The sequence below is a fragment of the Aeromonas sp. S8(2024) genome (assembly GCF_041403085.1).
Taxonomy (GTDB): Bacteria; Pseudomonadota; Gammaproteobacteria; order Enterobacterales; family Aeromonadaceae; genus Aeromonas; species Aeromonas dhakensis.
Map to the genome: position 1 here is coordinate 592,092 of NZ_JBGLRF010000002.1, position 26,572 is coordinate 618,663.

Consider the following 26,572-nt stretch of genomic DNA (forward strand, 5'->3'; position numbering starts at 1 on the left):
TTTGCCTCATGGTTGATGAGGCATTTTATAGAAGGATGCTATCGGTGTGGTTCAAAAAACAAGAAGAAAAGGTTGATGATACAAAGGTTGATGATTCCCAAAAGCTCATTATCTCCGGTATGTGGGATACCCTAAAGAGGTATGATGCTTATATTGTGACAGTAAACTTCAAGTGTGGCTTACTGACCACATTTAATGCAGCTATCGCGTTTAGCATCTTATCGAAATTTGATTCAATCGTTAAAACTCTACCTGAATATAAATCTTTGATGGCTTTAATATGTGTCATTTCACTATTGCTATGTATTACAAGCTTATTTTATGTTTTCAATACTATATGGCCAAATCTATCAAGTGGTAGTACCTCCGGTGCAAGAGAGCCATCAGTAATTTTCTTTGCCTCCGTTAATAAAAATTTTAATGCTGATTCCTATTCTAAAAAAATGCAAGAAATATCATACAAGGATTATGCTCGAGATCTTTCGATACAGGTTCATGAAATGGCTGTAATAACAAACCTTAAAATGATTTCAATCGAAAGGGCAGGGAAATTCTCAAAGTATAACCTTCTTCCTATAACCCTTATTATGATAGGCTGGATTGCCAATGTCTCGGAGGTAATATGTCTAGTTCAATAAAAGATATATATAGTGATTATTACAATAAAAGCAGGCGGTTTGTAGCAAGCAATCGCATGGGCGATTCTGCACACGCTATTGGTGAATCCTTTTCAATGGAGGCTCGTGATGATGGTTTATACAAGTCGGTTGCAGGCGTTGAGAAGCGTGACGTATCTGTTGAAAATGATTTTGATATACAGAGAAAACTGAGGCGAGGGTTTGGCAAGAAAGGTGTTAATACAAATAAAATTGGAGGCCATCCAGATTTTGATACTCTTGCCTCTACAGGGGATACCCAAAGGGGCTATGTCACAACCCTTTTTATTGATATCAAAAACTCTACAAAACTTGGTGTGATTTATGAGCCTGAAATGGTTTTCTCTATAAAAAATGGGATTATAAAATGTGCCATAGAGACCATATTGGCATTTGATGGACATGTTCATCGAATTATGGGTGATGCAGTTTTGGCATTCTTTCGGTCAGGAGAAAGACCTGAGAACTCTGCAATCAACGCTATTAATTGTGCTGTTTGTCTTGTTAAGTTTATCGAAGATGTTGTGTCCCCAGGGCTAAAACAACAGGATATTGATCCCGTTGGTATTCGCATCGGCATTGATTATGGTGATGATGACAGTGTTTTATGGGGAATGTACGGATATCATGGTGCATCAGAGGTAACAGCAACATCATTCCATGTAGATGTTGCGGCAAAATTACAGCAAGCAGCATCAAAAAACAAAATAATGATAGGTGATAGTTTAAAGAGGTTGATAGATATTCCATCTCATTATCTTAACGTGAGAAGTGATAGTGACCGTTACGTAAAACCTAATTATAGTGACGAGAGTGGAAAGCAAATTTGTTATAAGCAATTTGAACTTAAAAACGAAGATTACTTTAAGCTGTTACCACTGGATAATAGTAGTGGTTTGAATATGATTCCATATCTCGATAATGATTTTTATGTAGAAATGTCTATAACTGACAGTAAAGGTAGCCCTTCTCAAGAGAAATATTATCCATGTGGTTCATTTGTTTCTAAAAAAAGGTATGTTAAGTTTAAAGTATCTTTTACGGATGCCAATTTCGCTAACTATAAAGTCAGGTATAGAGTAGAAAATAATGGTTTGGATGCTCGTTTAGCCGAGCCGAAGAATAATGGTAATCATGAAACATTTGTCGATGCTGTACATCAAGGGGCTGGTTCATATTTAGCCATTCAAATTGAACCTACCGCTTATCTTGGATTACACTATATGTACATTTCTGTATATAAAAATGACTCTTTGTATATGAAAGAAAAAAAGATCGGGGTTTATGTTGCCTAAAGTTGATTGGTCTCCTATGAATGGAATTACTCGTTACTGGATTTCTTTAGAAGTTGTAAGTAACTGAATATGGCCGTGCTTGTCCCTTTCTGGTATCCTCATCTGACAGTTTTCAAGCTGTGGTGAGGATACCAGTGAGTATAGATCAGGGTGCCATTGACAGAATGAAATTCACATTAGAATGAGAGGAAGATTAGTCTTGCCGGATCATTATGAATATGTAACAAAATAAGATCTGTATTTAATCGAATAGTTTAAGGCAAGGGTAATATCATTGATATCCAGAAAAACAGCAAATAGAATGGTTTTTAATACACTTGTGAAAGCAAGTAACTAAATGATATAGATAGTAAAGTCCAAGGCCTACGTTAATATTATCACCATAATTTTATGTGGATATGATTTCATATCAATCGACTGCTTCGTGTTGAGAATTTTTTGTTTGAAACATGTGTCATCACCGTGGTGATCGGCCGGGCCCAGAACCCGTGGAAGGAGTGCAATACCCGCCGCATGGAAGAGGACGGGGTGACCCTGGCTCGCCGCAGCAGCGGTGGTGGCGCCGTGTTTCACGATCTTGGCAACAGCTGCTTCACCTTCATGGCGGGCAAGCCGGAGTATGACAAGAGTATTTCTACCGCCATCGTGCTGGACGCGCTCAAGCGGCTCGGGGTCGAGGCTTTCGCCTCCGGTCGCAACGATCTGCTGGTGGCGACCCCGGACGGGGAGCGCAAGGTGTCGGGCTCGGCCTATCGTGAGACCCATGATCGCGGCTTTCACCACGGCACCCTGCTGCTGGACGCAGACCTCGGCCGGCTCGCCCACTACCTCAATCCCGACCCCAAGAAGCTGGCGGCCAAGGGGATCAGCTCGGTGCGCAGCCGGGTGGCCAACCTCGGCGAGCTGCTGCCGGGCATCGAGCATCAAGGGGTGAGCGAGGCGCTGCAGGAGGCCTTCTTCAGCCACTACGGCGAGCGGGTACAGCCCGAGCACATCTCCCCCGAGCGGCTGCCAGACTTGCCTGGCTTTGCCGAGACCTTCGCCCGCCAGCGCAGCTGGGAGTGGAACTTCGGCCACGCCCCGGCGTTTACCCATCTGCTGGACGAGCGTTTCGGCTGGGGCGGGGTGGAGCTGCACTTCGATGTGGAGAAGGGGGTGATAGGGAGGGCGCAGATCTTCAGCGACAGCCTGGAGCCGGTGCCGCTGGATGCGCTGGCCGCGCGCTTGCCCGGGGTGGCTTATCAGGTGGAGGCCATCGACGAGTTGTTGCGCCAATGGCGCGGCGAGTTCCCGGCCCTGCAGAGCGAGCTGGAGGCATTCTCGAGCTGGTTGCTGGCATCGCTGCGCTGACGCTTTTCTCGCCACTGGGGCGGGTGGATCACAAAATCAAAAGAGGCGCCCGAAAGGCGCCTTTTTGCCAACCGTTGTCCGCCCTCATGCATGACAAAAAGTAGGGGAGGCCATTAGTTATTGTCGCTGTTTCAAACGGCGACCCAGGGGTATAAGGGCTGCACATTTGCTGTACTAATGGTATAAAAATGAGTGACTTGGTCTATTTGAAAGATGAAGGCGTCAACGCCATCCACCCCGAATTCAAACGTCGTTTTGCCACAGTCAAAGCCAACTTTTTCTCGCGCAACCCCGATCTCTGGCCGGTCTTTCGTGAACCCGGCTTCGCCACCCTCAACGAGTTTCGCGCCCGCGGCCTGGCCCCGTCGGCGCGGCTGAACGCCTGGCCCGATGGTCGCGCCCGTCTCGCCGACTTGTGCGAGACCATGACGGTGCCGCAAGCAATGCGCACGCCGGGCGAGCCCATGGCGGAGCTGCTGTTTGCCGGCGCCCTCTCCAAAGACTGGGAGAACCCCTCCAGCGTCGAGAACGTGGTCACCATGTCGGCAGATCCCGCCATCTACGGTGCCCAGATGGGGATCCTCGCCAACCCCAACCTGGTCTACTCCGAGTATGCCGGGGTGGCCGAGGAGCTGGAGAAGAAGGTGGTGCGCCAGGTTGCGCTGCTGGCGGGTTACGATCCGGCCCGCGCCACCGGCATCTTCACCCAGGGGGGAACCTTCTGTAACCTCTATGGCTACCTGCTCGGCATTCGCAAGAGCCTGCCCGAGGCCAAGCACAAGGGGCTCGGCCACTATCAGGACTACCGCATCATCAACTCCCAGGGCGGCCACTACTCCAACATCACCAACCTCTCCCTGCTCGGAGTGGACATCGAGAACAAGACCATCCGCATCCAGGTGGGCGAGAACAACGACATCGATCTCGACCATCTGGAGCGCACCCTGACCGCCTGCTTTGCCTTGAAACACGTGGTGCCCACCATCATGCTCACCATGGGCACCACCGACACCTTCGGGGTGGATCAGGTGAAACCCGTGGTCGAGCTGCGGGATCGCCTCTGCGAGCGCTTCGAGGTGGCGGTCAAGCCCCACATCCATGTGGACGCCGCCATCGGCTGGTCGATGATCTTCTTCCTGGATTACGACTTTGCTGCCAACCCGCTGGCCATCAACGCCGCGACTCTGGCGGGCATAGAGCGCAACGTGAGCCGCTTCGCCGAGCTCAGATATGCCGACTCCTTTACCGTCGACTTCCAGAAGTGGGGCTATGTGCCCTACACCTCCAGCCTGGTGATGATCAAGGAGCAGGACGACCTCAAGGCGATGGAGAACGACCCGGAGAACTTCTCCTACTTCGAGCGGGACATCCAGGGTCAGACCCACCTGCAGTCCACCATCGAGTGTTCCCGCGGGGCGAGCGGCCTGTTCGGCGCCTATGCAGCCCTCAACTACCTGGGGGTCGAGGGGTATCGCACCGTGCTGGCCCACTGCCTGCAAAATGCCAACTATTTCCGCTTCCGGTTAAGCCAGCTTGGCAACGTCAAGCTGGTGGCCCAGGAGAACCAGGGGCCGAGCGTGGGCTTCAAGATCTACAACCCCGAGTGGGTAAGCGATCCGGAGGCCGAGTTCGCCTTCGAGCTGGCGCGCAGCACGGACCCCGCCTACAAGGCGCGCCTGCAGCGCAACACCGACTATCACCGCAGCCTCTTTACCGGGCGTGGCAAGGTGGGGCTCTACACCAACTGGGTTGAGGCCATCGCCCACTCCGACTACGATGCCCGTGGCAAGTACTCCTATATCGCCGGGGAGAAGGCGGTCTTCATGAACCCGGCCTGCGGCCGCGAGCAGATCGACGCCTTTATCGCACATATTCGCGGCTGAGAACGGCGTTTCCATATAACAAATGGGCAGGAATAACCTGCCCATTTTTATTGAGCCGTCATTTCAACAATCTGCCTGGGAAATTGGAACCGGGATGGTTATCAATAAGACCGACAATCATATCGGAGGCCATGAATATATGACGACAGCATGCAGGTGCAAGGTGCGCCGGCATGTTTCGTTCAGGCTATATTTCCAGCCTCGGTATCAGGGGTTGGGTACAGTGCTGGCACAGTCATATTGCTCGCCTTTTAATCCCATGACGTCACAGGTGACGGTCAATACGTCGTTGGGTCTTGCCCAGGCAGGGTCCCAACCACCCATGGGTTCATCATGGCGTTTGTCTTTATAAAGATCCCACATGATCATGCCGGAGGGGGCATATTTGGCGGTGCGCTTGGCAATGTCATCGAGCAGTTTTTTGCTCAGTACCAAATTGCCGGTGGCCGGCCTGCCGACTTCGAAGCCGACCGTGATGGGGGGAGCAATCAGCAACTTCTGCGGTTGAATGGATGCGGTCGCATAATTGGGGGCCCCTTTTATCAGAGCATGCCCTGGTCGCAGGGTATCGCCGGATTTCAACCAGCTGAAGAAGGAGCCGTAATAATAATCGACCTGCCCCGCCAGATCGCAGGGAATATTGGTATCCCCGCCGCAGTCCGTTTCGCTCAGGTCATAGGACATGATGCCTATGGTGCTGAGCCGGTCTATTTTATCCGGATATTGCAGGGCCGTGTTGTAAATGAGGCCATACAGGTTGCCGCCCCACCAGGCACCGCCATAGGTGTGGCTGGTCTGGGCATTGCTGCCCCAGTTGGCCGACATATTGGGGAGCCCGCCGGTGGCCGGCGCCGCCGTACTGAGCGCAAGCCCGGGATCGATGGCATCGATGGCGCTGTAGAGAGAGCCCAGTATGGCTGCAAACTTGTCGACCGTGTCCGGCATGATCCTGGGATAGGGCTGCTGCGCGGGATCGAGTTGCATGTCGTTGTTATAGACCTGCGGCCCCTTGCCCTGACTCATCAGCTCGGCGGTGTCGAGGTACTCCAGATTGTTGGCCGGGAGCTGCACCGAATCCGGCGTCAGGCGCCAGCTGTAGGCGTTGAGGTCCGCGTGCCAGAACTCTTCGTAGTCTAGATCGATACCCGCCACACCGAGATCGCTGGCCAGCTGAACCACGTTTCGATAGGCCTGATCCGCGGCCTGGCCGGAGATGGGATTGTCGAAGCGGTTGCCGGGGCCAGGGTTGGGGAAGGAGTCATATTTTTCCCCGGCCGGGCCACAGGCATCCACCTTGCCCGCGGTGACATCGTAGTATTCCGGGATACAGCTGAAGTTCCAACCCCCGACGGCAATATAGGTCTCCACCCCGTGCAGCTTGAAGGTGTTGATGATCTCCTTAAGCTGGGAGAAATCGGCAGTGGATTTATTGTCTCTTGGTTTTTTATTGACGGTGGCCGTGTCGCAGACATAGCCGAATAACCCGGTGCAGGCGAGATCGTTTTGCGTGTAATTGATCAGGCTGGGCTGGACGAACGACAGCACCAGTTTATTGAAGTTGCTCTTTTGGCTGGCGACCTGCTGACTCAAGGCTTCCAGATTATCCAGCGAGGCATAATAGGCGGGAGTATTAGCCGGGGCATCCGCTCCACTCAAATAGTAAGCGGCGATTTCCGGGGATTGTGCCATCGCATGGCCGGCAGCCAGTGCCGTGAATATACCGAACAGAGCATGCTTTTTCATATAATATCCTTAGTTATCTCTACAAGAGCGCAGTAGAGCCGAAAGCAATATCCTTGCTCTCATACAGGGTTATATTGGATGGAGTTGTTGGCTGTTTGGTTATTGTCTTGGTGCGACTCCTGTCATCAATGGGAGTCTCGATAGTAAGGGGATAAGTTTGTTTTTTGCTGAATGCCAACTGAACGGTTGTTAATGTTTTGTTATTTCTGTCTTGGTCAATATGAGGCTGTTGTTTTAAATGCGAGGCATAGCAAGCAGGATGATATTCAAAATATCGTGTTCCCCTTATGTCGAATTATATTCAGGATGTTTGAGGGGAATCGGCTGAAGTGGGGCGGCAGCCACGCTCACGAAAAGGGATGGGGGAGGAGAGCCCCCCATCCATGTTGATCCCGGCCCCGTTACTGCTTCTGAAGAGCCGTCACCGTCAGCTTGCCAGCCGGGCTTTCGGCGTGGAAGCGCACCACATCCCCCACCTGCAGATCCTTGAGCAGGGCCGGGTCGGCCACCTGGAACACCATGGTCATGGGGGGCATCTTGAGGTTCGCGATGGCCTCGTGCTTGATGCCCACCTTGCCATTTGCCACGTCGATGCGGCTGATGACCCCCTTGGTCATCACCCTCTCCTGCATCCCCTCCATCTGCTGCATGTCACCCATCTGGCTCATGTCGTGCCCTTGATGGTTCATCATCTCCTCGGCCTGCAGGCCGGTGTGGGTGGCGAGGCCCAGCAGCAGGGTCAGTGTCAGCGTCTTGTAGTTCATGATGGTTTCCTTGTTTGTGTTGTCCGGTTGATCAGGGCGCAGCGGGCGTATCCGTCTGCGCAGTCGTGTGGTCGAGGGTTTTCAGGGTGCGGCTGCGCCAGAGGTAATAGGCGGCGGGCAGCACCAGCAGGGTCAGCACTAGGGCGGTCACCATGCCGCCTATCATGGGGGCGGCGATGCGCTGCATCACCTCTGAGCCGGTGCCCTGGCTCCACATGATGGGCAGAAGGCCGGCGATGATGGTGACCACCGTCATCATCTTGGGGCGCAGGCGCAGGGCGGCGCCGTGGACCACCGCCCGGTGCAGACCGGCCTGGTCCGGTTTGCCGCTGGCCACCAGATCGTCCCAGGCGTGGTTGAGGTAGACCAGCATCAGCACCCCGGTCTCCACCGCCACCCCGGCCAGGGCGATAAAGCCCACCCCCACCGCCACCGAGAGGTTGAAGTCGAGCAGCCAGAGGGTCCAGATCCCGCCCACGACCGCCAGCGGCAGGGTGGTGAGGATGAGCAGCACCTCCTGGAAGCGGCGAAACGCCAGATAGAGCAGCAGCACGATAATGGCGACGGTGAGCGGCACCACGTAAGTGAGGCGTTCCATGGCCCGCTCCATGTATTCGTACTGACCTGACCAGCTGAGGGCGTAGCCCGGTGGCAGCACCAGCTGCTTGCTAACCTCGGCCTTGGCCTCCTTCACGAATGAGCCGATGTCGCGGCCACGGATATCCACGTAGACCCAGCCGTTGAGGCGAGCGTTTTCACTGCGCAGCATGGGTGCCTCGTCGCTGATGTAGACCCGGGCCACGTCCGCCAGGGCGATCCGCTCCCCCTTGGGGGTGACCAGGGGCAGCAATTCGAGGCTGGCTACCGAATCGCGATAGCTCTGGGGATAGCGCAGGTTGATGGGGTAGCGTTCGCGCCCCTCAATGGTCTGCCCCACCTCCATGCCACCCACCGCGGTGGCGAGCACCGCCTGTACGTCGGCGATATTGAGGCCGTAGCGGGCCGCTTTCAGCCGGTCGATGTCCACCTTCACATAGCGGCCACCGGCCACCCGCTCGGCGTAGACGGAAGAGGCCCCCTTCACCTTGCCAACGATCTGCTCCAGCTGCTGGCCGATCTGCTGGACCACTTTGAGGTCCGGGCCGGCAATCTTGATCCCCACCGGGGTCTTGATGCCGGTGGCCAGCATGTCGATGCGGGTCTTGATGGGGGGCACCCAGGCGTTGGTGAGGCCGGGGAAGCGGATGAGGGAGTCGAGCTCTTCTTTCAGCTTCTCCGGGGTCATGCCGGGGCGCCACTGATCCCGGGGCTTGAGCTGGATGCTGGTCTCCATCATCACCAGATCCGCCGGGTCGGTGGCCGAGTCGGCGCGTCCCGCCTTGCCGAACACGTTCTGCACCTCGGGCACGGTGCGGATGAGCTTGTCGGTCTGCTGTAAAATCTCCCGCGCCTTGCCCACCGAGATATTGGCCGCGGTGGTGGGCATGTACATGATGTCCCCCTCATCGAGCGGCGGTATGAACTCGGAGCCCAGGTGCTGGAGCGGCCAAAAGCCTGCGATCGTGACCACTGCGGCGGCGGCGAGGGTGGTCTTGGGGCGAGCCAGCACGGCGTTGAGCAACGGGATATAGGCCTGGCTCAGGCCACGGTTGAGGGGGTTGGCCTGCTCGGGCAGTACCTTGCCGCGGATGAAATAGCCCATGATGACCGGCACCAGCGTGATGGCGAGCACGGCGGCGGCGGCCATGGCGTAGGTCTTGGTGAAGGCCAGCGGGTGGAACATGCGCCCCTCTTGCGCCTCCAGCGCAAACACCGGCAAGAAGCTCATGGTGATGATGAGCAGGGAGAAGAAGATCGCCGGCCCGACCTCGATGCTCGCCTCCGTGATGATGCGCCAGCGGTTCTTGTCGGTGAGCTCCTCCCGCTCCATGTGCTTGTGGACGTTCTCTATCATCACGATGGCGCCGTCCACCATGGCGCCGATGGCGATGGCGATCCCCCCCAGCGACATGATGTTGGCGTTGATCCCCTGCAGGTGCATCACGATAAAGGCGGTCAGAATGGCGATAGGGAGGGTGATGACTACCACCAGGGACGAGCGCAGGTGGAACAGGAAGGCGAGACAGACCAGCACCACCACGGCGAACTCCTCCACCAGCTTGCCGGAGAGGTTGTCGATGGCGCGCTGGATAAGATCGGAGCGATCGTAGACGGTGACGATCTCCACCCCCTCCGGCAGGCTGGATTTGAGCTCGGCCAGCCGTGCCTTGACCCCGTCTATGGTGTGCTGGGCATTCTCGCCGTAACGCATGACGATGATGCCGCCCACCACTTCCCCTTCGCCGTTGAGCTCGGCGATGCCGCGCCGCATCTGGGGGCCGGTGACTACGTCCGCCACGTCACCCAGCAGCAGCGGGGCGCCGCGTACATTGGTGCCGAGCGGAATCTGTTTTAAGTCCTCCACGCTCTTCAAATAGCCATTCGAGCGCACCATGTACTCCGCCTCCGCCATCTCGATGACGGAGGCGCCGGTCTCCTGGTTGCCCTGCTTGATGGCGGTCTCGATGAGGGAGAGCGGGATGCCGTAGGCGCGCAGCTTGTCCGGATCGACCCGCACCTGGTACTGGCGCACCATGCCGCCCACGGTGGCGACTTCGGAGACGCCGTTCACCGTCTGCAGCTCGTATTTCAGGAACCAGTTCTGCAGCGACGTGAGCTCGCTGAGATCGTGCTTGCCGGTTTTGTCCACCAGGGCGTACTGGTAGACCCAGCCCACCCCGGTGGCGTCCGGCCCGAGCTGGGGCTGGGCCCCGGCAGGCAGATTGGGGGCAACCTGACTCAGGTACTCCAGCACCCGGGCACGGGCCCAGTAGAGATCCGTGCTGTCGTCAAACAGTACATAGACGAAGGAGTCGCCGAAGAAGGAGTAGCCGCGCACCGTGGTGGCGCCCGGCACTGCCAGCATGGCGGTGGTGAGCGGGTAGGTCACCTGATCCTCCACCACCTGGGGTGCCTGGCCCGGGTAGGAGGTCTTGATGATCACCTGTACGTCGGAGAGATCCGGCAGGGCGTCCACCGGGGTCTGCTTGACCGACCAGAGCCCCCAGGCGGTGAGCATGACAGTCAGCAGCAACACCAGAAAGCGGTTGCCGACGGACCAGCGAATGATGGCAGGGATCATGATTTATCTCCCATCTGGTGCTGGCTGTGATCCATGCCTTCCATGCCTGGCATCTCGCCCTTGGCCTCTTTCATCGGCTCGTCTGCTGCCGGCTTGTCTTCCACATGGATCTGGATGATGCGGTACTCGTCCCCCTCCTGCTCCACCTGCAGATGCAGGGTCTGATCCGGCTTCAGCTGGCTGATGTCCACGCCGTCGGCCACGGTGAAGTCCATCTCCATGGCGGGCCACTGCCACTCGGGGATGGGTTGGTGAGAGATGCCGAGGGTACGCCCGGCGAGATCGATGTTCTGCACCTGGCCCTGGGTCCATACCTGCATGGGACGCACCGCCGTCATGCGCTGGAAGTCCGAATTGATGGCCGACTCGGAGTCGAGCAGGAACTGGGCCGAGCTGACGATGCTGTCACCGGCTTCGACCCCCTCGTCGATGGCGACCTTGTCACCAAACTGGGGGCCCAGGGTGACGGCCACCGACTTGAAGTTGCCATCCCCCAGCGCCAGCACCAGCCTGTCCTGGCTGCCGGTGCGGATCACCGCTTCGCTCGGCACCACCAGACGGGGCTCCCCTTTGCCGGTACCGATACTCACCTTGGCGAACATGTTGGGTTTCAGGAACTCGTCCGGGTTGTCGAAACGCAGGCGGACCCGCAGGGTGCGGGTGCTGGCATCGAGCGTCGGGTAGAGGTAATCCACCCGACCCTGCCAGCGGCGGCCAGGGGCATAGTCCAGGGTCATGGTGACCGGATCGCCGACCCTGATCTGGGCGGCCTGGCGCTCGAACACCTCGGCGCTCACCCACACCTGCTTGAGGGTACTGATGTTGAAGAGGGGGGCGGCGGGCTCCACATACTGGCCTTCACGCACCTTGAGCTCTGACACATAGCCGCTGCTCGGGGCATAGATGCGCACCGTCTCCTGCACCTTGCGGGTGCGCTTGAGGGCCGCAATCTGATCCGCCGGTACCTGCAGGGACTTGAGCTTGCCCTCGGCGGCGCGCAGCAGCAGGGGATTGGTGGTGTTGAGGGCCAGCAGGTACTCGTGCTGGGCGTTCACCAGGTCCGGGGCGTAGAGATCGTAGATGAAGCTGCCCCTGGCCACCTGCTGCCCCTCGTTCTTGATGGCGAGGTTGCGGATCCAGCCCGCCATCCGGGAGTTGATGGCTTCGAGGCGCTCCTCGTCATAACCCACATAGCCGACCGTCTCGATCTGCTGGTGGACGGGCAGTTTTTCCACCTTGGCCAGCCGTACCCCCAGGTTCTGCTGGATCTCGGGGCTGATGGTGACGGTGCCGGGGGAGCCGCCCTGCTTCTCTTCGTAGACGGGGATGAAGTCCATCCCCATGTTGTCCTTGGCGGGGGCATCGCGCTTGTCGCGGGGATCCATGGGGTTGACCCAGTAGAGCGGTGTCTTCTCCTTGGCGGTGGCGCCATCGTCCGTCTGTTTGGCGGCCCAGTAGCCGCCACCGGCGCCGAGGGCGAGCAGCAGGGTGGATAGCAACAGGGTCCGGCTCATCGCGCACCTCCTGTCCGGGACGGGTGGGGCAGGTCGGCGCAGTGGGCAAGAGGCGCGGGGCGGCCGTGTTCGGCCACGAGGCCGGGGATCGGGGCAAATGACATGATACTTCTTCTCTTCTGTCAGAGCGCCGGAGGGGTGTGCAGGCAAGGCATCACCAGAGTCCGGGCGGCAAACTGGGCGCGGCTGAATGGTCAGCGTGCGCACGGCTCCCTGTGCGTGTGCCGAATCGGCCAGGGCACAGGGTCAGGCAAGGCGGCCGAAAACGGACAAGTCGAGGCTTGTCGCGGTCGCGGGAGAAGAGCGTTCTAGTGGCGCAGCACCGACAGCATCAGGTGTCGGCGCGGCCAGGAGGGAGGGTGGGTACCGCGGGATCGCAGGAAGGGATCCCGCAGCCAGTTGTCCAGCACGCTGCCAGCCGTCCCGAGGGGCAGCAGCAACAACGGCAGGGCGAGCAGGGTCAGCAGGGCGGCCAGCAGCGGCAAGCCCGGGCTGCTGCTCGAGGTGAGTCCGCCGTGCATCTGGCACTCCTGGCTGGCGGCATCTGGTGCCCCGGCATCCTGGGATGCCCCGTGGCAGGAGAGTCCCTGCATGGCGCTGCTGCTCATGGCCTGATTCTCTTGCGCCATGGCGGCGTTGAGGGCATCCATCCCGTGCCAGCCGATGCAGAGGGTGAGATTGCAGATGAGCATCAGCCCCAGCAGCAGCCGGGCAATGCGTTCTGTGGGCAATCTCGATGAGAGCATGGGGAAAATCCTGACAATGACTGGGGACACTGTAAACCTTGCCTTGAGGAGAAGGTCAATGGCTCCGGCCGTGTCAGAGAGGGGCCTGATGAATCGTTAAGCGTCACTTAACGATGGCGTATAGCCAACCCTAATGAAGCCGGCTTCTTCTCTCGTTAGGATGCGTACCAGTCAGAAGTTGCCAGGGCATCAAACCGGGGGTTTGAGCCGTCTCTCTGGCGAGTCTCCATCCAGTTCATTGTTCGGGAGTAACGATATGCAGCAACGACGGCTGGTGCTGATGCTTGCAGCCTTGCTGAGTCCCTCTGCCATGGCCGGCGGCCTTGCCTTGTATGAAACCAGCGCGGCCAACAGTGCCCTGGCCAACGCAGGGGCGGCCGCCCGCGCCCAGGGGGCGGAGACCATCGCCAGCAATCCGGCCGGCATGACCAGGCTGGCAGGCACCCAGTTGCAGGTCAATGGCGGCGCTGTATACGGCGACCTCGAGCTGGATCTGGAGCAGGAGGGCAACAACGGCGGCAATGCCCTGCAGAGCGCCCCGCTCGGCAGCCTCTATCTGACCCACGCCATCGATGAGCAGTGGGTCGCCGGCCTCGGGCTCTTCGGCAGTCACGGGCTGGGGATCGATTATGGCGAGGGGTGGCAGGGGCGTGGCTATGTGCAGTCTGCCAAGCTGACCGGGATCGCCTTTGCTCCCAGCCTGGCGTATCGCGTCGATGACCACTGGTCGGTGGGGGCCAGCCTGATCGCCATGCATGGGGCGCTGGAGGCCTCACTGGACATGACGCCGAACGGTTCAACCAGTCAGGCATTTTCCGACAGCGACTGGGCATATGGCGCCTCCTTCGGGGGGCTCTACGAGCTGGATCAGGACTCCCGCATCGGGTTGAGCTACGTCTCCGAATTGAAGTGGGAGCTGGACGATCAGCCGTTGAGCCGACTGAATGGAGCCGGGCTGGGGGTGGAGATGATGATCCCGCAGACCCTGACCCTGAGTGGCTATCACCAGCTCAACCCGCAATGGGCCCTGCTGGCCAGTGCCAACTGGCAGCAGTGGTCCCGCTTTGGCGAGGTGGATCTCGCGTCGGGACAGCAGAGCCGAACCCTTGATATGCAGTACCAGGACACCTGGCACCTGAGCCTGGGCACCCAGTTTGATGTGACGCCGGCCCTGCGCCTGAGCAGCGGCATCGGCTATGACAGCAGCGCCGTGGACGACGTGCACCGCACTGTTACCCTCCCGCTGGGCGAGAGCTGGCGCTGGGGTCTGGGGGCCAGCTATCAGCTGACACCAGCCACCAGGCTGGAAGCCAGCTATACCCTGGCCTGGCTGGGCGACATGGCGGTGGATCAACAGGGGGTAGGTCGCCCCCAGCTGTCAGGTACCTACCACAACAGCTACCTGAACTTCTTGAGCATAGGGGTGCAGCACCAGTTCTGAGGCCTGACTAGTCGCGTTGGGAGGTAGCCGGCTGTGTGTTCTCTTGCCGGCGAACGGGGACGATAAAAAAAGCCCCTCCATGAAGGAGGGGCCGGGTGAGCGTGACTTGAGTGGTCAGGCCCGTTTTTCCGAGCGCCGCATGATGAGGCGGAAGAAGAGCGGGATGAAGAAGATGGCGATGAAGGTCGCCGCCAGCATGCCGCCGATGACCGGCCAGCCGAGGGCGTGGCGGCTCGCCGCACCGGCGCCGCTGGAGGTGACCAGGGGCACACAGCCGAGGATAAACGCCAGCGAGGTCATCACGATGGGGCGAAAACGCAGGCGCGCCGCCTCCAGGGCCGACTCGATGAGGGTCATCCCTTCTTCATGCTTCATCACCGCGAACTCCACGATCAGGATGGCGTTCTTGGCCGCCAGCCCCACCAGCGTCACCAGACCTATCTGGAAGTAGACGTTGTTGGTGAGCCCCACGGCCCAGGTGGCGAGCAGGGCGCCGAACAGGGCGAACGGCACGGCGGTGATCACCGCAAACGGCAGGCTCCAGCGCTCATACTGGGCGGCCAGGATGAGGAAGATCATCACGATGCCGAAACCAAACGCCGTGGCGGCGCTGCCGGCAGCCGCTTTCTCCTGGTAGGCGGCACCTGTCCACTCCAGCTTGGCGTCGTTGCCAAGGGTCTGGGCGGCGATCTCCTCCAGGGCGGCAATGGCCTGACCCGAGCTCACCCCAGGCGCCGGCTGGGCCATGATCTTGGCGGCCGGGAAGATGTTGAAACGCTCCACCAGTTCGGGGCCGGTGGCGTCGCGCACCGTCACCAGGCTGGTGAGGGGGATCATCTCGCCGCTGTTGGAGCGGACATAGACGTTGCGGATGTCATCCTTCTTGGCACGGTAATCCGCCTCGGACTGCAACTGGACCCGGTAGGTACGACCGAACTGGTTGAAGTCGTTGACGTAGACCTGGCCGAAGGTGGCCTGCATGGTGTCGAACACGGCGTTGATGGGCAGCCCCAGCGCCTTGGCCTTCTCGCGGTCGAGATCCAGGTAGACCTGGGGCACGTTGGCGCGGAAGGTGGTGCTCACGCTGGCGAACTCTGGGCGCTGCTTGGCGGCATCGATCAGGCGTTGCACTTCGCCCGCGAAGGCGTGCACGTCGCCGGTGCCGCGGTTCTGCAGATAGCCTTCGAGGCCGCCGGTGGTGGACATGCCCTGGATGGGAGGCGGGTTGAAGGTGGCGGTGAAGCCATCGGCCAGCCCCATCAGGCTCATCCCCTGGAAGGTCTTGGCCAGGGAGAAGGAGTCCTGACCCTCACCCTGACGCTCTTTCCAGTCTTTCAGGGTGATGAAGGTGAGGCCTCGGTTGCTGATGATGGAGCCGGACAGGATGTCAAAGCCCGAGAAGGTGACCACGTCCTTCACGCTGGGGTTGGCCATGGCCATTTTGTCAAAATCATTGGCAACCGCCTGGGTACGGGTCAGGGCGGCGGCATCGGGCAGCATAACCGAGCCGATGAGATAACCCTGATCCTCGTCCGGCACCAGGGCGCCCGGCACCTTGTGGAACAGCACATAGCTGCTGGCGAGGATGATGGCGATGATGCCAAAGGCCACGCCGACCCGGCGGTTGAGGAAGGCCACCCCGCGCACATAGCGGCGGGTCAGCTGATCAAAGGCATTGTTGAACCAGACGAAGAAGCGGGCCGGCTGGTGGTGGCCTTCTTTCAACAGGATGGCGCACAGGGCCGGCGACAGGGTGAGCGCTACCAGGCCGGAGATGGCCACCGACACGGCGATGGTGATGGCGAACTGCTTGTACATCACCCCGGTCATGCCGCCCATGAAGGCGACCGGCAGGAACACGGCGCAGAGCACCAGCACGATGGCGACCACGGGGCCGGAGACCTCCTGCATGGCTAGGATGGCGGCCTCCTTGGCGGAGCACTTCTTCTCGCTCATGATCCGCTCGACGTTCTCCAGCACCACGATGGCGTCATCCACCACGATACCGATGGCGAGCACCATGCCGAACAGGGTCAACAGGTTGATGGAGAAGCCCAGCATCAGCATGCCGGCGAAGGTACCGATGAGTGACACCGGCACCGCGATACAGGGGATCAGGGTGGCGCGGAAGTTCTGCAGGAACAGATAGACCACCACGAACACCAGCACGATCGCCTCGAGCAGGGTCTTGACCACCTCCTCGATGGAGATCTTCACGAACTCTGTGGTGTCGTAGGGGATCTGGTACTCCACGTCCTGCGGGAAACGGCCCTGCAGGCGATCCATGGTCTCGCGCACCTGATCGGCCACCGCCACCGCGTTGGCACCCGGTTGCAGGTAGGTGGCGATGCCGATGGCCGGCTTGCCGTTGGCGCGGGCCAGCACGTCGTAGTCCTTGCCGCCGAGCTCGACCCTGGCCACGTCTTTGACGCGGATCTTGGAGCCGTCCGGCATGGCGCGGATGATGATGTTCTGGAACTCCTTCACGTCATCGAGGCGCCCCTTGGTCTGCACCGTGTAGGTGAAGTCGGTGGGGGTGCTGGTGGGTTGGGAGCCGATCTTGCCCGCCGCGAACTGGGTGTTCTGCTCGCGGATGGCTCCGATCACGTCGCTCGGGGTGAGCTGCAGCTGGGCCAGCCGGTCCGGGCGCAGCCAGATCCGCATGGCGTAGTCGGTACCGCCGAACAGGGAGGTGTCCCCCACGCCGGGAATACGCTTGAGCTCGTCGATGATGTTGAGCAGGGCGTAGTTCGACAGATAGGTGGTATCAAACGAGCCGCTGGGGGATTGCAGGGTGATCACCTGCAGGATGGAAGTGGACTTCTTGCGCACCGTCACCCCCTGCTTCTTCACCTCTTCCGGCAGCTGGGCCATGGCGGCCGAGACCCGGTTGTTGACGTCGATGGTCGCCTGATCGGGATCGACCCCGATGTCGAAGTAGACGTTGAGGTTCATCTGGCCGTTGGAGGCGGAGCCCGATTGCATGTAGATCATGTTCTCGACCCCGTTGACCTGCTGTTCAATGGGGGCGGCCACGGTCTGGGAGATCACCTCCGGGGTGGCACCCGGGTAGAAGGCGGTCACCGAGACCACGGCGGGGGTGATCTGGGGATACTGCTCCACCGGGAGCGCGCGCATTGCCGCCATCCCGCCCAGCACTATGATGATCGAAATCACGCTGGCGAAGATGGGACGTTCGATAAAGAACTTGGAAAACATGGGGGCTCCTTATTTGCCAGCGGCACCCTGGGTGATCTTGGCGTTGATCGCCTTCATCTCCTCGGCGGAAACCGGTTTGACCACGGCGCCGGGACGAGCCTTCATCAGCCCTTCGACGATGTAGCGATCGCCGGCCTGCAGGCCTTTGTCGATCAATACGCCGCTGTCGACCACCGACCCCAGCTTGACCGGACGGGGCACCACCTTGTTGTCGGCATCCACCACCATCACCATGCGGTCGGCCTGGGACTGGACGATGGCGCGGGGCGGCACCACGATGGCGTTCTTGCGGGTGCCTAGATCGATGGTCATGCGCACGAACTGGCCGGGCAGCAGAACCCCGTTCTTGTTGTCGAAGATGGCGCGGGCGCGAATGGTGCCGGTGGCCGGGTCGACCCGGCTGTCGGAGAAGTTGAGCTTGCCCGCCTGGGGATAGACGGAGCCGTCCGCCAGCCGGATGTGGGTACGCCAGTTGGTGGCGTCCTTGGCTTCAATCAACCCTTGCTTCACCGCATTATCGAAGTTGAGGCGATCCTGCTCCGAGTAGGAGAAGTTGACGTAGAGCGGGTCGAACTGGGTGATGGTGGTGAGCAGGCCGTTCTCGCCGCTGGTGGAGATGAGGCTCCCCTCGGACTGGGAGCTCTTGCTCGCCATGCCGTTGATGGGGGCGGTGACCTGGGTGTAGCTGAGGTTGAGCTCGGCCTCTTTCACCTTGGCCTGGGCGGCCTGGTGGCTGGCGACGGCGGCTTCGTAGTTGGCGATGGTGTCGTCATAGTCCTTGCGGCTCACCACCTGACGCTTGAACAGCGGGATGATGCGATCGCGGTCGGCGCGAGCCTTGTTGAGGCGCGCCTGCTCCTGGGCCAGGGTGCCCTTGGCCTGCTCCAGCGCCACCTTGTAGGGCTCGGGGTCGATCAGGAACAGTGCCTGACCGGCAGTGACCGGCTGTCCTTCGATGTAGGTGCGTTTGAGCAGGATGCCGCTCACCCGGGAGCGCACGTCAATTTCGCGAAAGCCGGCGGTCTCGCCCACCATCTCGGTGGTCAGCGGCACGTCGGTCAGTTTGACCTCGGCCACCACCACGGGCACCGCTGGCAGTGCCTGGGCACTGGCGGCGGGTTCATCACCACAGGCGGTCAGTGCGCTGGCCAGTGCCAGGGCGATACAGCCGCGCTTGAACATCTCTTCCCTGACGGATTGCACCTTCATCATCACACTCCTGTGGGATGGTGCACGATTGCCGCGCCCACCCTTTCTCTTCATGAACATGGTTAACTGCATGGTTACAAATTTAACTTATTGGATTACTGACAGTTTTTTAATGATAAAGCACGAATATTGAACCCAAGCTGCTCGGCAGTGAAAGTTGTTTGCATCTGGCGGCATGGGGGCGAGGGGCCAGCGACAATCTGTGTCAGCCCGCAGGCCTCTTTCGGCGTGGTGTTGCCCGGATGCGAGGGCTCAGGGAGAAATTATAAGAAGGAAAAAACGGGGGAAGTGGGGGCTTGGTCACAGAGGGGGCGTCAAATGCCCCCTCAGTTGTCATTGTCAGGCGAAGCAAGCCCAGATGGGGGCGTGGTCGGAGGGCTTCTCGATGCCGCGCAGCTCGTAGTCGATGCCGGTCTCGGTCACCTTGTCCTTGAGGGAGTCGGAGGCCATGATGAGGTCGATGCGCAGGCCGCGGTTCTCGTCAAAGCCCTTGGAGCGGTAGTCGAACCAGGAGAAGCGCTCGCACTCGGTGGGGTTGGCGGCGCGGAAGGTGTCGGTCAGGCCGAACCCTTTCAGACGCTCCATCCACTCGCGCTCAATGGGCAGGAAGGAGCACTTGCCGTCCCGCAGCCAGCGCTTGCGGTTCGCCTCGCCGATGCCGATGTCGAGATCGGTGGGGGAGATATTCATATCCCCGATCAGCACCAGTTGATCGCCCGGGGTGTGATTGGTCTCGAGGTAGTGCTGCAGATCCTCGTAGAACTTCTGCTTGGCCGGGAACTTGGTCTCGTGATCCTGGCTCTCCCCCTGCGGGAAGTAGCCGTTCATCACCTTGATGAGGGAGCCGTCTTCGCGCTCGAAGGTGGCCATGATCATGCGGCGCTGGGCCTCTTCATCGTCGGTGGGGAAGCCTTTCTCCACCTTGACCGGCTTCTGTTTGCTCATGATGGCGACCCCGTAGTGGGCCTTCTGGCCGTGGAACTCGACGTGATAGCCCATGGCCTCCACGTCGGCCAGCGGGAAGGCCTCGTCGTGTACCTTGATCTCCTGCAGGCCGATCACATCCGGCTGATGCTTGTCGATGATGGCTTGCAGTTGGTGCAGACGGGCGCGCAGGCCATTGATATTGAAAGAGATGATCTTCATGTCCGGGATGCTCATGTCATTTTTATAAGTGGCTATTGGACTAGGAATCGGCGGTGGATGCAAGTGAAGGCGAGCTGCCACCTCTGGGGTGGCACGCCCGTTGCGCCTGGGCTCAACGGGTCATCTTTTTGACAAACACCACCACAAACAGCGCCAGGGTAAAGCTGCCGGTGAAGGCCTCGAAGGCGGCGAAGATCCGCGACAGCCCCACCGGGGTGAAGTCCCCGTACCCTAGCGTGGTGAAGGTCACCACGCTGTAGTAGAGGCACTCCAGCAGGAAGATGGCGTTCTGCTCGAAAGGGGCGCCGGGTCGATAGACGAGGTGGTTGCCGTTGAAGCTCAGGCCAAAGAAGAAGTAGAAGAGGCTGCAGATGAAGATGAGCAGCAGGGAGAAGAGCACCACCCGCATGGGGGCCTCGCCGTAGCCGCAGAAGAGATCGACTATCCAGGAGGTGAAGCGGCGACCGGACCAGAATGGCAGCTGCAGCCGGCGCATGGTGAGCTCCTGCTGAATGTAGCGGCCGGACATGGTGAAGATGCCCTGGGCCTCCGAGGCCTTGCGCAGATCCCGGTAGGTCTCCTCGGCCTCCTTGAACCAGATCCGGGCCTGCACCGGGTCCCGCTCGCGGCGCCCCTTTCTGTCCTGCATCAGCCGTTTGCCGGTATCCAGGTTGTCGAGGCGGGTGTTGTGCCAGCGGATGCCGAGCAGGTTGACGTCGTCGAGGGTGGCGCAGTGCAGGTTGGCATCGCTCAGATCGGCCTTCATCAGGCTGCCCCCCTTCATGCGCAGGCCGTAGAGGTGAGCCCCCTGCAGATTGGCCCGGTAGAGGTTGCACTGCTCCAGCAGAAAGCCGTGCGGCGAGCCCTTCTTCACCAGATTGAGGCCGGCCAGGTTGGCGCGGGCCAGTTGCAGGCCGTGGCACAGGCCGCCCTGGTGGACGTAGTGCTCCAGCTCGCGAGCGGTGTGGGGATCCTGATGCTGGCCATGGGGATCGTGCCAGCGGCACAGATCATGCTCCCCCGCCTCTTCGCTGCAGTGGCGGCCATCCGCCACCAGATATCGACACATGGCCATCGCCCGTCTCCTCCCCTTGCCGAGTCAGTATCAGCATAGGCGAGCGGCCGGCGAGCGGGGTCAGCTGAGCTGGGTAAACTCCTGACGCAGCTTGCGAAAACGGTCCTGCTGGGCCGGGTTGAGGGGGATGCCGTCCAGCACCTCCAGGGTCTCCTTGCACTCGGCGCCAAACTCCGGGCTCTTGCGATTCTTCTGCATCAGCTGCAGCAGCACCTGGATCTTGTTGAGGGCGGCACCGGTATTGGCCGGCGCCCGGCGCAGCGCCTCGCGAAAGTGGCCGAGCGCCTGTTCCAGCTCGCCACTCTGATAGGCCTTGATGCCCAGCTCGTTGAGCTGCTGGTAGCGCTGGCGGCGTTCCAGCACCGTCTTGTCGTCGCGGGTGGCCTGGATGCAGGTGGTGAGCAGTCGATCCTCGTCTTCGGCCAGCAGCGCCTGCAGACTCTCGGCATATTCGAACTCGCCGAGCTGATAGAGGGCGAGTATGGTCTCGCCCAGCAGGCTGGGGGGCATGGTGGCCGGTTGATCGAGCCAGTTCTGGTTGGCGCGGTAGAGCATCTTCTTGCCCTTGAGCAGCTCCCCCAGGGCGATCTGTACCCGGGCCTGGCAGATCTGCTCGAACACCGGGTAGTTGAACTCCGCCATCATCAACGAATCGCGAATGCGCGACAGGGCCGAGTTGACCTGCTTTTGCAGGTTGGCGATGTGGTAGATGTCGTTGCTGTTGAGGGCGTAGAGGGTCAGCGCCTGGATATAGGCCCCCAGATAGTGGGGGGTGCGGTGGATCGAGTTGCGCGACAGGTCGATGAGGGAGAGCAGCACGTCCTTGGCCTGGGCGTAGTCGTGGCGCAGCAGACACACCTCCGCCAGCCGGCGGGAGAGCTGTACCGACTGGGGCGAGATGTCCACCGCCCGCTTGAGCTCCTGCTGGGCCTGCTCGTCATTGCCGAGCGCCAGCAGGGATTCCGCCAGCCAGAGGTGGGCCTCCACCATCAGCGGGGTGTTTTTGAGGGTCGCCTGCAGGTGGCTCACCGCCTCCTCGTGCAGACCCAGGGTGTGGCACGCCTTGCCGAGGGTGAGCCGGGCCCAGCTGTTCTCCTGGCCAGCCAGCAGCTGGCGCATCAGGCTGCGGGCCTCCTTGGCCTGGCCCAGCTTGAGCTGGGTATCGGCCTGCAGACAGCGGCAGAAGTTGGCAAAGCGTGGCACCGCATCGGCCCGCTCGGCGCAGGCGGCTAGCAGGGTGGTCAGGTTCTCCTCGGCGAGGGCGCTGAACACGCTCTCCAGCGCCTGACGGCGGGCGAGGGCACGTTTGAGGCGAAACGAGAACTGCTCCTGGGAGAAGGGCTTCATCAGGTATTCGTCGGGCTCGGCCTCCAGCGCGCTCAGCACCATGGCGCGGGAGCTGTCGCCGCTCACCATGATCACCACGCTCTGGGGCGGGATGAGCTTCTGATCCCGCAGGCTCTCCAGCAGTTGGCGACCGTTCTCGCCAACCCCCAGCTCGTAATCGATGAGGTAGATGTCGAAGGACTCTTTCTGGCAGCGCCGTCTGGCCTCTTCGGCCGAGTTGACATAGGTGATGCGACTGATGCCGATGTTGATCAACATCGCCTTCATCATCACCTGAAAGGAGCGCTGTTCGTTGACCAGCAGGATGCGCTTCGGTTTGGGTGGGGCTTTTTTCTCTGGCTCGGATTCCGGTGTCTGCATCTGTCTGGTCAGGGCGCTACGGGCGGATAACAGAAGTGTGCCACCAAAGCGCGCAGACAGGCAATTGAACATCCATGCCGCCGCCGTTTTTCCTCTGGCAAGGGGGCGCCGGGCCTGAAAAAAATCGCCGCAGCCCTTGATCCCGGTCAAACGGGCGCTGGATTGCACTGGCGGCGCCCACACCGGTTTTTAGACTGAAAAGAGGCGGGCCGCGGGCCTGCCTTCGACCATCCAGTGACCACAAGGAGGAATCAAATGAGTTTGCTACCAGGCCGTACCAGTCTGTTTGATGACCTGTTTCACGACATGGCCTCCGGTTTCTACATCCGGCCCCTGCACGGGGATCCGCTGCCGAGCCAGATCAAGCTGGACCTCAAGGAGAGCGACGGCGGCTATCTGCTGCAGGCGGAGCTGCCTGGGGTGGCGAAGGAGGACATCCACGTGGATGTGCACGGCAAGCTGGTGACCCTGAAGGCGGAGATCCGCCAGCACGACAGCCAGAGCCAGGATGAGCGCACCCTGCGCAGCGAGCGCTATTTCGGCAGCGTATCGCGCACCGTCGAACTGCCGGTGGAGGTGACGCCGGAGCAGGTGGTCGCCCGCTTCGACAACGGCATCCTCACCCTGCAACTGCCCAAGCAGGCGGTGACCCCGGCGCCCCACCGCATCCCCATCGAGTAGCGCCGGCTTGCACACCACGAGGCCCCGCAGTGCGGGGCCTCGCTCTTTTATGGCGGTTGGGGAGCAGGCTGGGGAGAGGGCAGGGATAGCTGGCGGCGACCCCGGCTCGTTCCTGATCACAAGGCCGCCCCCGCTCGGCTCCGGCACAGCCCCTCCGGGTGGATTTTTTCAGAAGGGGATTGTGCAAGTGGGGTTCTTTTGATACCACTGAATGCTTTCCCCTGCGGATCAGCCACCATTGCGCGACAAGGAGTTCCCATGCGCCTGCCCCCCTTTCCTCCGCTGGTCTGGATCGTGATCCTGGGCACCTTCATGGTGCGCACCAGTTTCTTCATGGTCTGGCCCTTTCTCTCGATCCTGCTCTACCGGGAGTATGCTCTCTCGGCGTCCGGCATCGGGATGCTGCTGGGCGGCGCGGCCGTGCTCTCCTGCCTCATCGGCTTCTACGTTGGCTGGCTCTCCGACCGGCTCGGCCGGCGCACCATACTGCTGCTCGGCTGCGCCCTGTCGTGCGGTGCCTACCTGTTGCTCGGATTCGGCCACTCCCTCTGGCTCATCACCCTCGGGGTGTTTGGGTCGGGGCTCTCCTACGCCTTTATCGATACCCCGGGCAAGGCGCTGATGGGGGATCTGCTGCCCGAGAAGGCGTTGCGGGAGCTGGCTCTGCACCTGCGCTACTTCCTGCTCAACGTGGGGGCGGGGGTGGGGCCCCTCATCGGCGTCATGGTGGGGCTGGGTGCGCGCCAGGAGACCTTCGTGGTGACGGCCGCCAGCTATGGTCTGCTCGGCATCGCCTTCCTGCTCGGCTTTCGCCGCGACTGCACCGGTCGGCCGGATGCCGGTCTCACCCTGGGGGCCATGCTCAGGGTGGTGGGGCGGGATCGCGCCTTCATGCTGTTCATCCTCGCCAACCTGCTGATGAATCTGGTCTACGCCCAGGTGGAGTCGCCGCTGATCCAGTACCTGACCCGTGCCGGCGCCCCCGAGGTGGAGACTCTGGTGGCCCTGCTGGTGGCCACCAATGCGCTCACCATCATCACCCTGCAGTTTCCGCTGCTGCACCTGACCCGGCGCTGGCGGGTGAGCCTGCGGCTGCAGTTCTCCATCCTGCTGATGGCATCGGCCCAGGTGATGTTCGCCCTGTCGAGCCCGGCCCTGCTGTGGCCCTGGTTGGTGGCGATGTTCTTGCTGAGCGTGGGGGAGGCGGTGCTGTTTCCGCTCTTCAACGTGCTGATCGACCAGATGGCGCCGGACCACCTCAAGGGGAGCTACTTTGGCGCCAGCGCCCTGGCCGGGCTCGGTTGGGCGTTCTCGCCTATGGTGGGAGGCTGGTTCTTGCAAGTGTGGGGTGGCCCGGCCCTGTTCGCCGTGATGACCGCGATCTGCATGCTGGTGTTTGCCCTCTACGGGATGGGTCGCCGGGAGGCGCGTCCGTCGGCCTCGCCTGCCGGTTGCGAGGATTAACACGCAAGTGCGTTGACGGCGCTCACTGGTTTGCTGTCGCCGAGGGGATGCGCCAATGCCTCACTGCATTCCCATCGAATCACGCCGGCTTGAAAGCAACGAGGCCCCGCACTGCGGGGCCTCGTTGTTATGATTGCTGGGTCATGGTTGCCGCTTTATGGCTGCTTGGGAACCAGATAGGGGGCGAACTGGGGGGGGTGGCTGGCGGCGAAGCCCTGCTCGGTCTTGACGATGAGGTAGACCGCGAGCCCATGCTCCTTGGCAAAGGCCATCGCCTGTTCCGGCCCCATCACCATGAGGGCGGTGTCGAGGGCGTCGGCCTCGAGCGCAGTCGGGGTGATGACGCTGGCGGAGACCAGCTTGTGGGTGATGGGCTGGCCAGTGGCGGGGTCGATGATGTGGGAGTAGCGCTGGCCGTCGAGCTCGTAGTAGTTGCGATAGCTGCCGGCGGTGCTGAGGGCCATGCCGTTGGGGATCACCACGTCCGAGAAGGCGCCGGGCTGGTCGGACGGCTCGACGATGGCCACCCGCCAGGGCTTGCCCTTGGCGTTGTTGCCCTTGCTGCGCACGGCGCCGGCCACCTCGATGAGGTAGTTGTGCACCCCTTTTTGCTCGAGCAGGCCGGCAATCTCGTCGGAGGCCGCCCCCTCGCCCAGGGTGGAGAGATCGAGGTAGAGATCGGGAATGCCCTTGCCGAGCAGGAAGTGATCACCCTCGGGCACCAATGTCAGCCGGTCGATGCCCACCTTCTGGCGGGCGCTGGCGATCTGCTCGGCGCTGGGGCGCTTGATGGGACGTTTGTCCGGCCCGAATCCCCACAGGTTGACCAGGGGGCCTACGGTGACGTCGAGCTTGCCTGCGGTGAGATGGCCGGCATCGATGCCTTGTTGCACGATTTTGGCCATGGTGGCGGGAATGGCCATGGGGGGCTGGCCGCTGCCCTGATTGAAGCGGGAGATGAGGGAGTTCGGGTCGTAGGTGGAGATCTCGTGGTTCATGCGCGCCAGCAGGGCGTCGACCTCCTGCTGCAGCGCAGGCTCCCCGCCCGGGAAGGGATCGCTCAGGGTCACCGCATAATAGGTGCCCATGGTCTTGCCCTGGATACGGGTCTGGGTCGGGGCTGGCTGACAGGCGGTCAGCATCAGCAGCAGGGTCAACAACAGGCCGCGGGGGGCCGGGCGAGCAAGAAGCGACATGCGAGATCTCTCTGGCTAAAAACGGATGGCTCGGGCGTGGGCTGCGAGCCGGGGTCGCCAGCTTAGCCAAGGGCGCGGCGGCGGGCGAGCGTCGGTTGGAGAAAAGCGCGGGAGATAATTAAACAAAGAATGGTTAATGGGCGGCGCGGCCGGTTTGTCCAGTCAAATAATGGGAACAATCTGGTGACCTGACCCGCAGCTTTGCGCTAAAGGCATAGCCGAATGACGACAGTTGAGTAGAATAAGGTCGATTTTGACAGCATGTTTGCCAGCCATGGTGCGAGCCTGCAGGCAATTGTGTT

The 26,572-nt window shown here is 60.5% G+C and carries 17 protein-coding genes and 1 pseudogene; 7 read left to right on the forward strand and 11 right to left on the reverse strand.

From position 1 onward, the window contains the following. Window positions 1-44 precede the first annotated feature (44 nt). The 4 genes and pseudogenes from ACB031_RS07275 to ACB031_RS07290 all read left to right on the forward strand — a co-directional run bounded on the left by ACB031_RS07275 (window position 45) and on the right by ACB031_RS07290 (window position 5,184). Window positions 45-638: a Pycsar system effector family protein gene (locus ACB031_RS07275; RefSeq protein WP_371139278.1), complete on the forward strand. Its 594-nt coding sequence runs from the start codon at window positions 45-47 to the stop codon at window positions 636-638. Beyond that, complete coding sequence (locus ACB031_RS07280; protein ID WP_371139279.1) at window positions 623-1,951, forward strand: adenylate/guanylate cyclase domain-containing protein; 1,329 nt, start codon at window positions 623-625, stop codon at window positions 1,949-1,951. The genes ACB031_RS07275 and ACB031_RS07280 overlap by 16 nt, the downstream gene beginning before the upstream one ends. A gap of 459 nt (window positions 1,952-2,410) precedes the next feature. Further along, a pseudogene (locus tag ACB031_RS07285) lies at window positions 2,411-3,301 on the forward strand (lipoate--protein ligase); the annotation flags it as partial. Between the two features lie 188 nt (window positions 3,302-3,489). Further along, complete coding sequence (locus ACB031_RS07290; protein WP_371139280.1) at window positions 3,490-5,184, forward strand: aspartate aminotransferase family protein; 1,695 nt, start codon at window positions 3,490-3,492, stop codon at window positions 5,182-5,184. Window positions 5,185-5,391: 207 nt separating this feature from the next. On the opposite strand, the gene ACB031_RS07295 is transcribed toward ACB031_RS07290, so the two are convergent. From ACB031_RS07295 to ACB031_RS07315, 5 genes are all read right to left on the reverse strand, one after another. Beyond that, on the reverse strand, window positions 5,392-6,927 hold the full coding sequence (locus ACB031_RS07295; RefSeq protein WP_226008802.1) for a glycosyl hydrolase family 18 protein: 1,536 nt from the start codon (window positions 6,925-6,927) through the stop codon (window positions 5,392-5,394). Window positions 6,928-7,328: 401 nt separating this feature from the next. Next, complete coding sequence (locus tag ACB031_RS07300) at window positions 7,329-7,691, reverse strand: copper-binding protein (protein WP_371139281.1); 363 nt, start codon at window positions 7,689-7,691, stop codon at window positions 7,329-7,331. 31 nt (window positions 7,692-7,722) lie between these two features. Next, entirely contained in the window at window positions 7,723-10,872 is a 3,150-nt protein-coding gene (locus tag ACB031_RS07305; protein ID WP_371139282.1) for an efflux RND transporter permease subunit, read from the reverse strand. Then, a complete protein-coding gene (locus tag ACB031_RS07310) occupies window positions 10,869-12,386 on the reverse strand; it encodes an efflux RND transporter periplasmic adaptor subunit (protein ID WP_371139283.1) in 1,518 nt (505 codons plus the stop codon). Before ACB031_RS07310 ends, ACB031_RS07305 begins: the two co-directional genes overlap by 4 nt. Window positions 12,387-12,694: 308 nt before the next feature. Continuing rightward, the gene (locus ACB031_RS07315) at window positions 12,695-13,132 is read right to left on the reverse strand and encodes a hypothetical protein (protein ID WP_371139284.1); all 438 of its coding nucleotides are present in this window, start codon (window positions 13,130-13,132) and stop codon (window positions 12,695-12,697) included. 256 nt (window positions 13,133-13,388) lie between these two features. Between ACB031_RS07315 and ACB031_RS07320 the strand changes: the two genes are divergently transcribed. Next, window positions 13,389-14,573 carry an OmpP1/FadL family transporter gene (locus ACB031_RS07320; RefSeq protein ID WP_371139285.1) on the forward strand — a complete coding sequence of 395 codons (1,185 nt, stop codon included), beginning with the start codon at window positions 13,389-13,391 and terminating at the stop codon, window positions 14,571-14,573. 114 nt (window positions 14,574-14,687) lie between these two features. On the opposite strand, the gene ACB031_RS07325 is transcribed toward ACB031_RS07320, so the two are convergent. The 5 genes from ACB031_RS07325 to ACB031_RS07345 form a co-directional block, all read right to left on the reverse strand. Next, window positions 14,688-17,792 (reverse strand): efflux RND transporter permease subunit, encoded by a 3,105-nt coding sequence (locus ACB031_RS07325; RefSeq protein ID WP_017786317.1) that lies wholly within the window; start codon window positions 17,790-17,792, stop codon window positions 14,688-14,690. A 9-nt stretch (window positions 17,793-17,801) separates the two neighbouring features. Continuing rightward, a complete protein-coding gene (locus ACB031_RS07330; RefSeq protein WP_024943359.1) occupies window positions 17,802-19,001 on the reverse strand; it encodes an efflux RND transporter periplasmic adaptor subunit in 1,200 nt (399 codons plus the stop codon). Window positions 19,002-19,340: 339 nt separating this feature from the next. After that, a complete protein-coding gene (xthA, locus tag ACB031_RS07335) occupies window positions 19,341-20,147 on the reverse strand; it encodes an exodeoxyribonuclease III (RefSeq protein WP_252601338.1) in 807 nt (268 codons plus the stop codon). 112 nt (window positions 20,148-20,259) lie between these two features. Beyond that, the gene (locus ACB031_RS07340) at window positions 20,260-21,222 is read right to left on the reverse strand and encodes an ion channel (protein WP_371139286.1); all 963 of its coding nucleotides are present in this window, start codon (window positions 21,220-21,222) and stop codon (window positions 20,260-20,262) included. A 60-nt stretch (window positions 21,223-21,282) separates the two neighbouring features. Next, on the reverse strand, window positions 21,283-22,929 hold the full coding sequence (locus tag ACB031_RS07345) for a tetratricopeptide repeat-containing response regulator (RefSeq protein ID WP_010633387.1): 1,647 nt from the start codon (window positions 22,927-22,929) through the stop codon (window positions 21,283-21,285). Window positions 22,930-23,184: 255 nt separating this feature from the next. On the opposite strand from ACB031_RS07345, the gene ACB031_RS07350 reads away from it, so the two are divergent. After that, window positions 23,185-23,610 (forward strand): Hsp20/alpha crystallin family protein, encoded by a 426-nt coding sequence (locus tag ACB031_RS07350; RefSeq protein ID WP_017780694.1) that lies wholly within the window; start codon window positions 23,185-23,187, stop codon window positions 23,608-23,610. Between the two features lie 258 nt (window positions 23,611-23,868). Beyond that, on the forward strand, window positions 23,869-25,074 hold the full coding sequence (locus tag ACB031_RS07355) for an MDR family MFS transporter (protein ID WP_371139287.1): 1,206 nt from the start codon (window positions 23,869-23,871) through the stop codon (window positions 25,072-25,074). Between the two features lie 155 nt (window positions 25,075-25,229). On the opposite strand, the gene ACB031_RS07360 is transcribed toward ACB031_RS07355, so the two are convergent. Beyond that, a complete protein-coding gene (locus ACB031_RS07360; RefSeq protein WP_371139288.1) occupies window positions 25,230-26,270 on the reverse strand; it encodes an FAD:protein FMN transferase in 1,041 nt (346 codons plus the stop codon). Window positions 26,271-26,572: the final 302 nt, after the last annotated feature.

What these genes read in the sequence shown, in the direction of transcription:
- ACB031_RS07280 (WP_371139279.1), top strand. Translation starts at nt 623, where the DNA reads ATGTCTAGTTCAATAAAAGATATATATAGTGATTATTACAATAAAAGC.
- ACB031_RS07290 (WP_371139280.1), top strand. Translation starts at nt 3,490, where the DNA reads ATGAGTGACTTGGTCTATTTGAAAGATGAAGGCGTCAACGCCATCCAC.
- ACB031_RS07295 (WP_226008802.1), bottom strand. Translation starts at nt 6,927, where the DNA reads ATGAAAAAGCATGCTCTGTTCGGTATATTCACGGCACTGGCTGCCGGC.
- ACB031_RS07300 (WP_371139281.1), bottom strand. Translation starts at nt 7,691, where the DNA reads ATGAACTACAAGACGCTGACACTGACCCTGCTGCTGGGCCTCGCCACC.
- ACB031_RS07305 (WP_371139282.1), bottom strand. Translation starts at nt 10,872, where the DNA reads ATGATCCCTGCCATCATTCGCTGGTCCGTCGGCAACCGCTTTCTGGTG.
- ACB031_RS07310 (WP_371139283.1), bottom strand. Translation starts at nt 12,386, where the DNA reads ATGAGCCGGACCCTGTTGCTATCCACCCTGCTGCTCGCCCTCGGCGCC.
- ACB031_RS07315 (WP_371139284.1), bottom strand. Translation starts at nt 13,132, where the DNA reads ATGCTCTCATCGAGATTGCCCACAGAACGCATTGCCCGGCTGCTGCTG.
- ACB031_RS07320 (WP_371139285.1), top strand. Translation starts at nt 13,389, where the DNA reads ATGCAGCAACGACGGCTGGTGCTGATGCTTGCAGCCTTGCTGAGTCCC.
- ACB031_RS07325 (WP_017786317.1), bottom strand. Translation starts at nt 17,792, where the DNA reads ATGTTTTCCAAGTTCTTTATCGAACGTCCCATCTTCGCCAGCGTGATT.
- ACB031_RS07330 (WP_024943359.1), bottom strand. Translation starts at nt 19,001, where the DNA reads ATGAAGGTGCAATCCGTCAGGGAAGAGATGTTCAAGCGCGGCTGTATC.
- xthA (WP_252601338.1), bottom strand. Translation starts at nt 20,147, where the DNA reads ATGAAGATCATCTCTTTCAATATCAATGGCCTGCGCGCCCGTCTGCAC.
- ACB031_RS07340 (WP_371139286.1), bottom strand. Translation starts at nt 21,222, where the DNA reads ATGGCCATGTGTCGATATCTGGTGGCGGATGGCCGCCACTGCAGCGAA.
- ACB031_RS07345 (WP_010633387.1), bottom strand. Translation starts at nt 22,929, where the DNA reads ATGCAGACACCGGAATCCGAGCCAGAGAAAAAAGCCCCACCCAAACCG.
- ACB031_RS07350 (WP_017780694.1), top strand. Translation starts at nt 23,185, where the DNA reads ATGAGTTTGCTACCAGGCCGTACCAGTCTGTTTGATGACCTGTTTCAC.
- ACB031_RS07355 (WP_371139287.1), top strand. Translation starts at nt 23,869, where the DNA reads ATGCGCCTGCCCCCCTTTCCTCCGCTGGTCTGGATCGTGATCCTGGGC.
- ACB031_RS07360 (WP_371139288.1), bottom strand. Translation starts at nt 26,270, where the DNA reads ATGTCGCTTCTTGCTCGCCCGGCCCCCCGCGGCCTGTTGTTGACCCTG.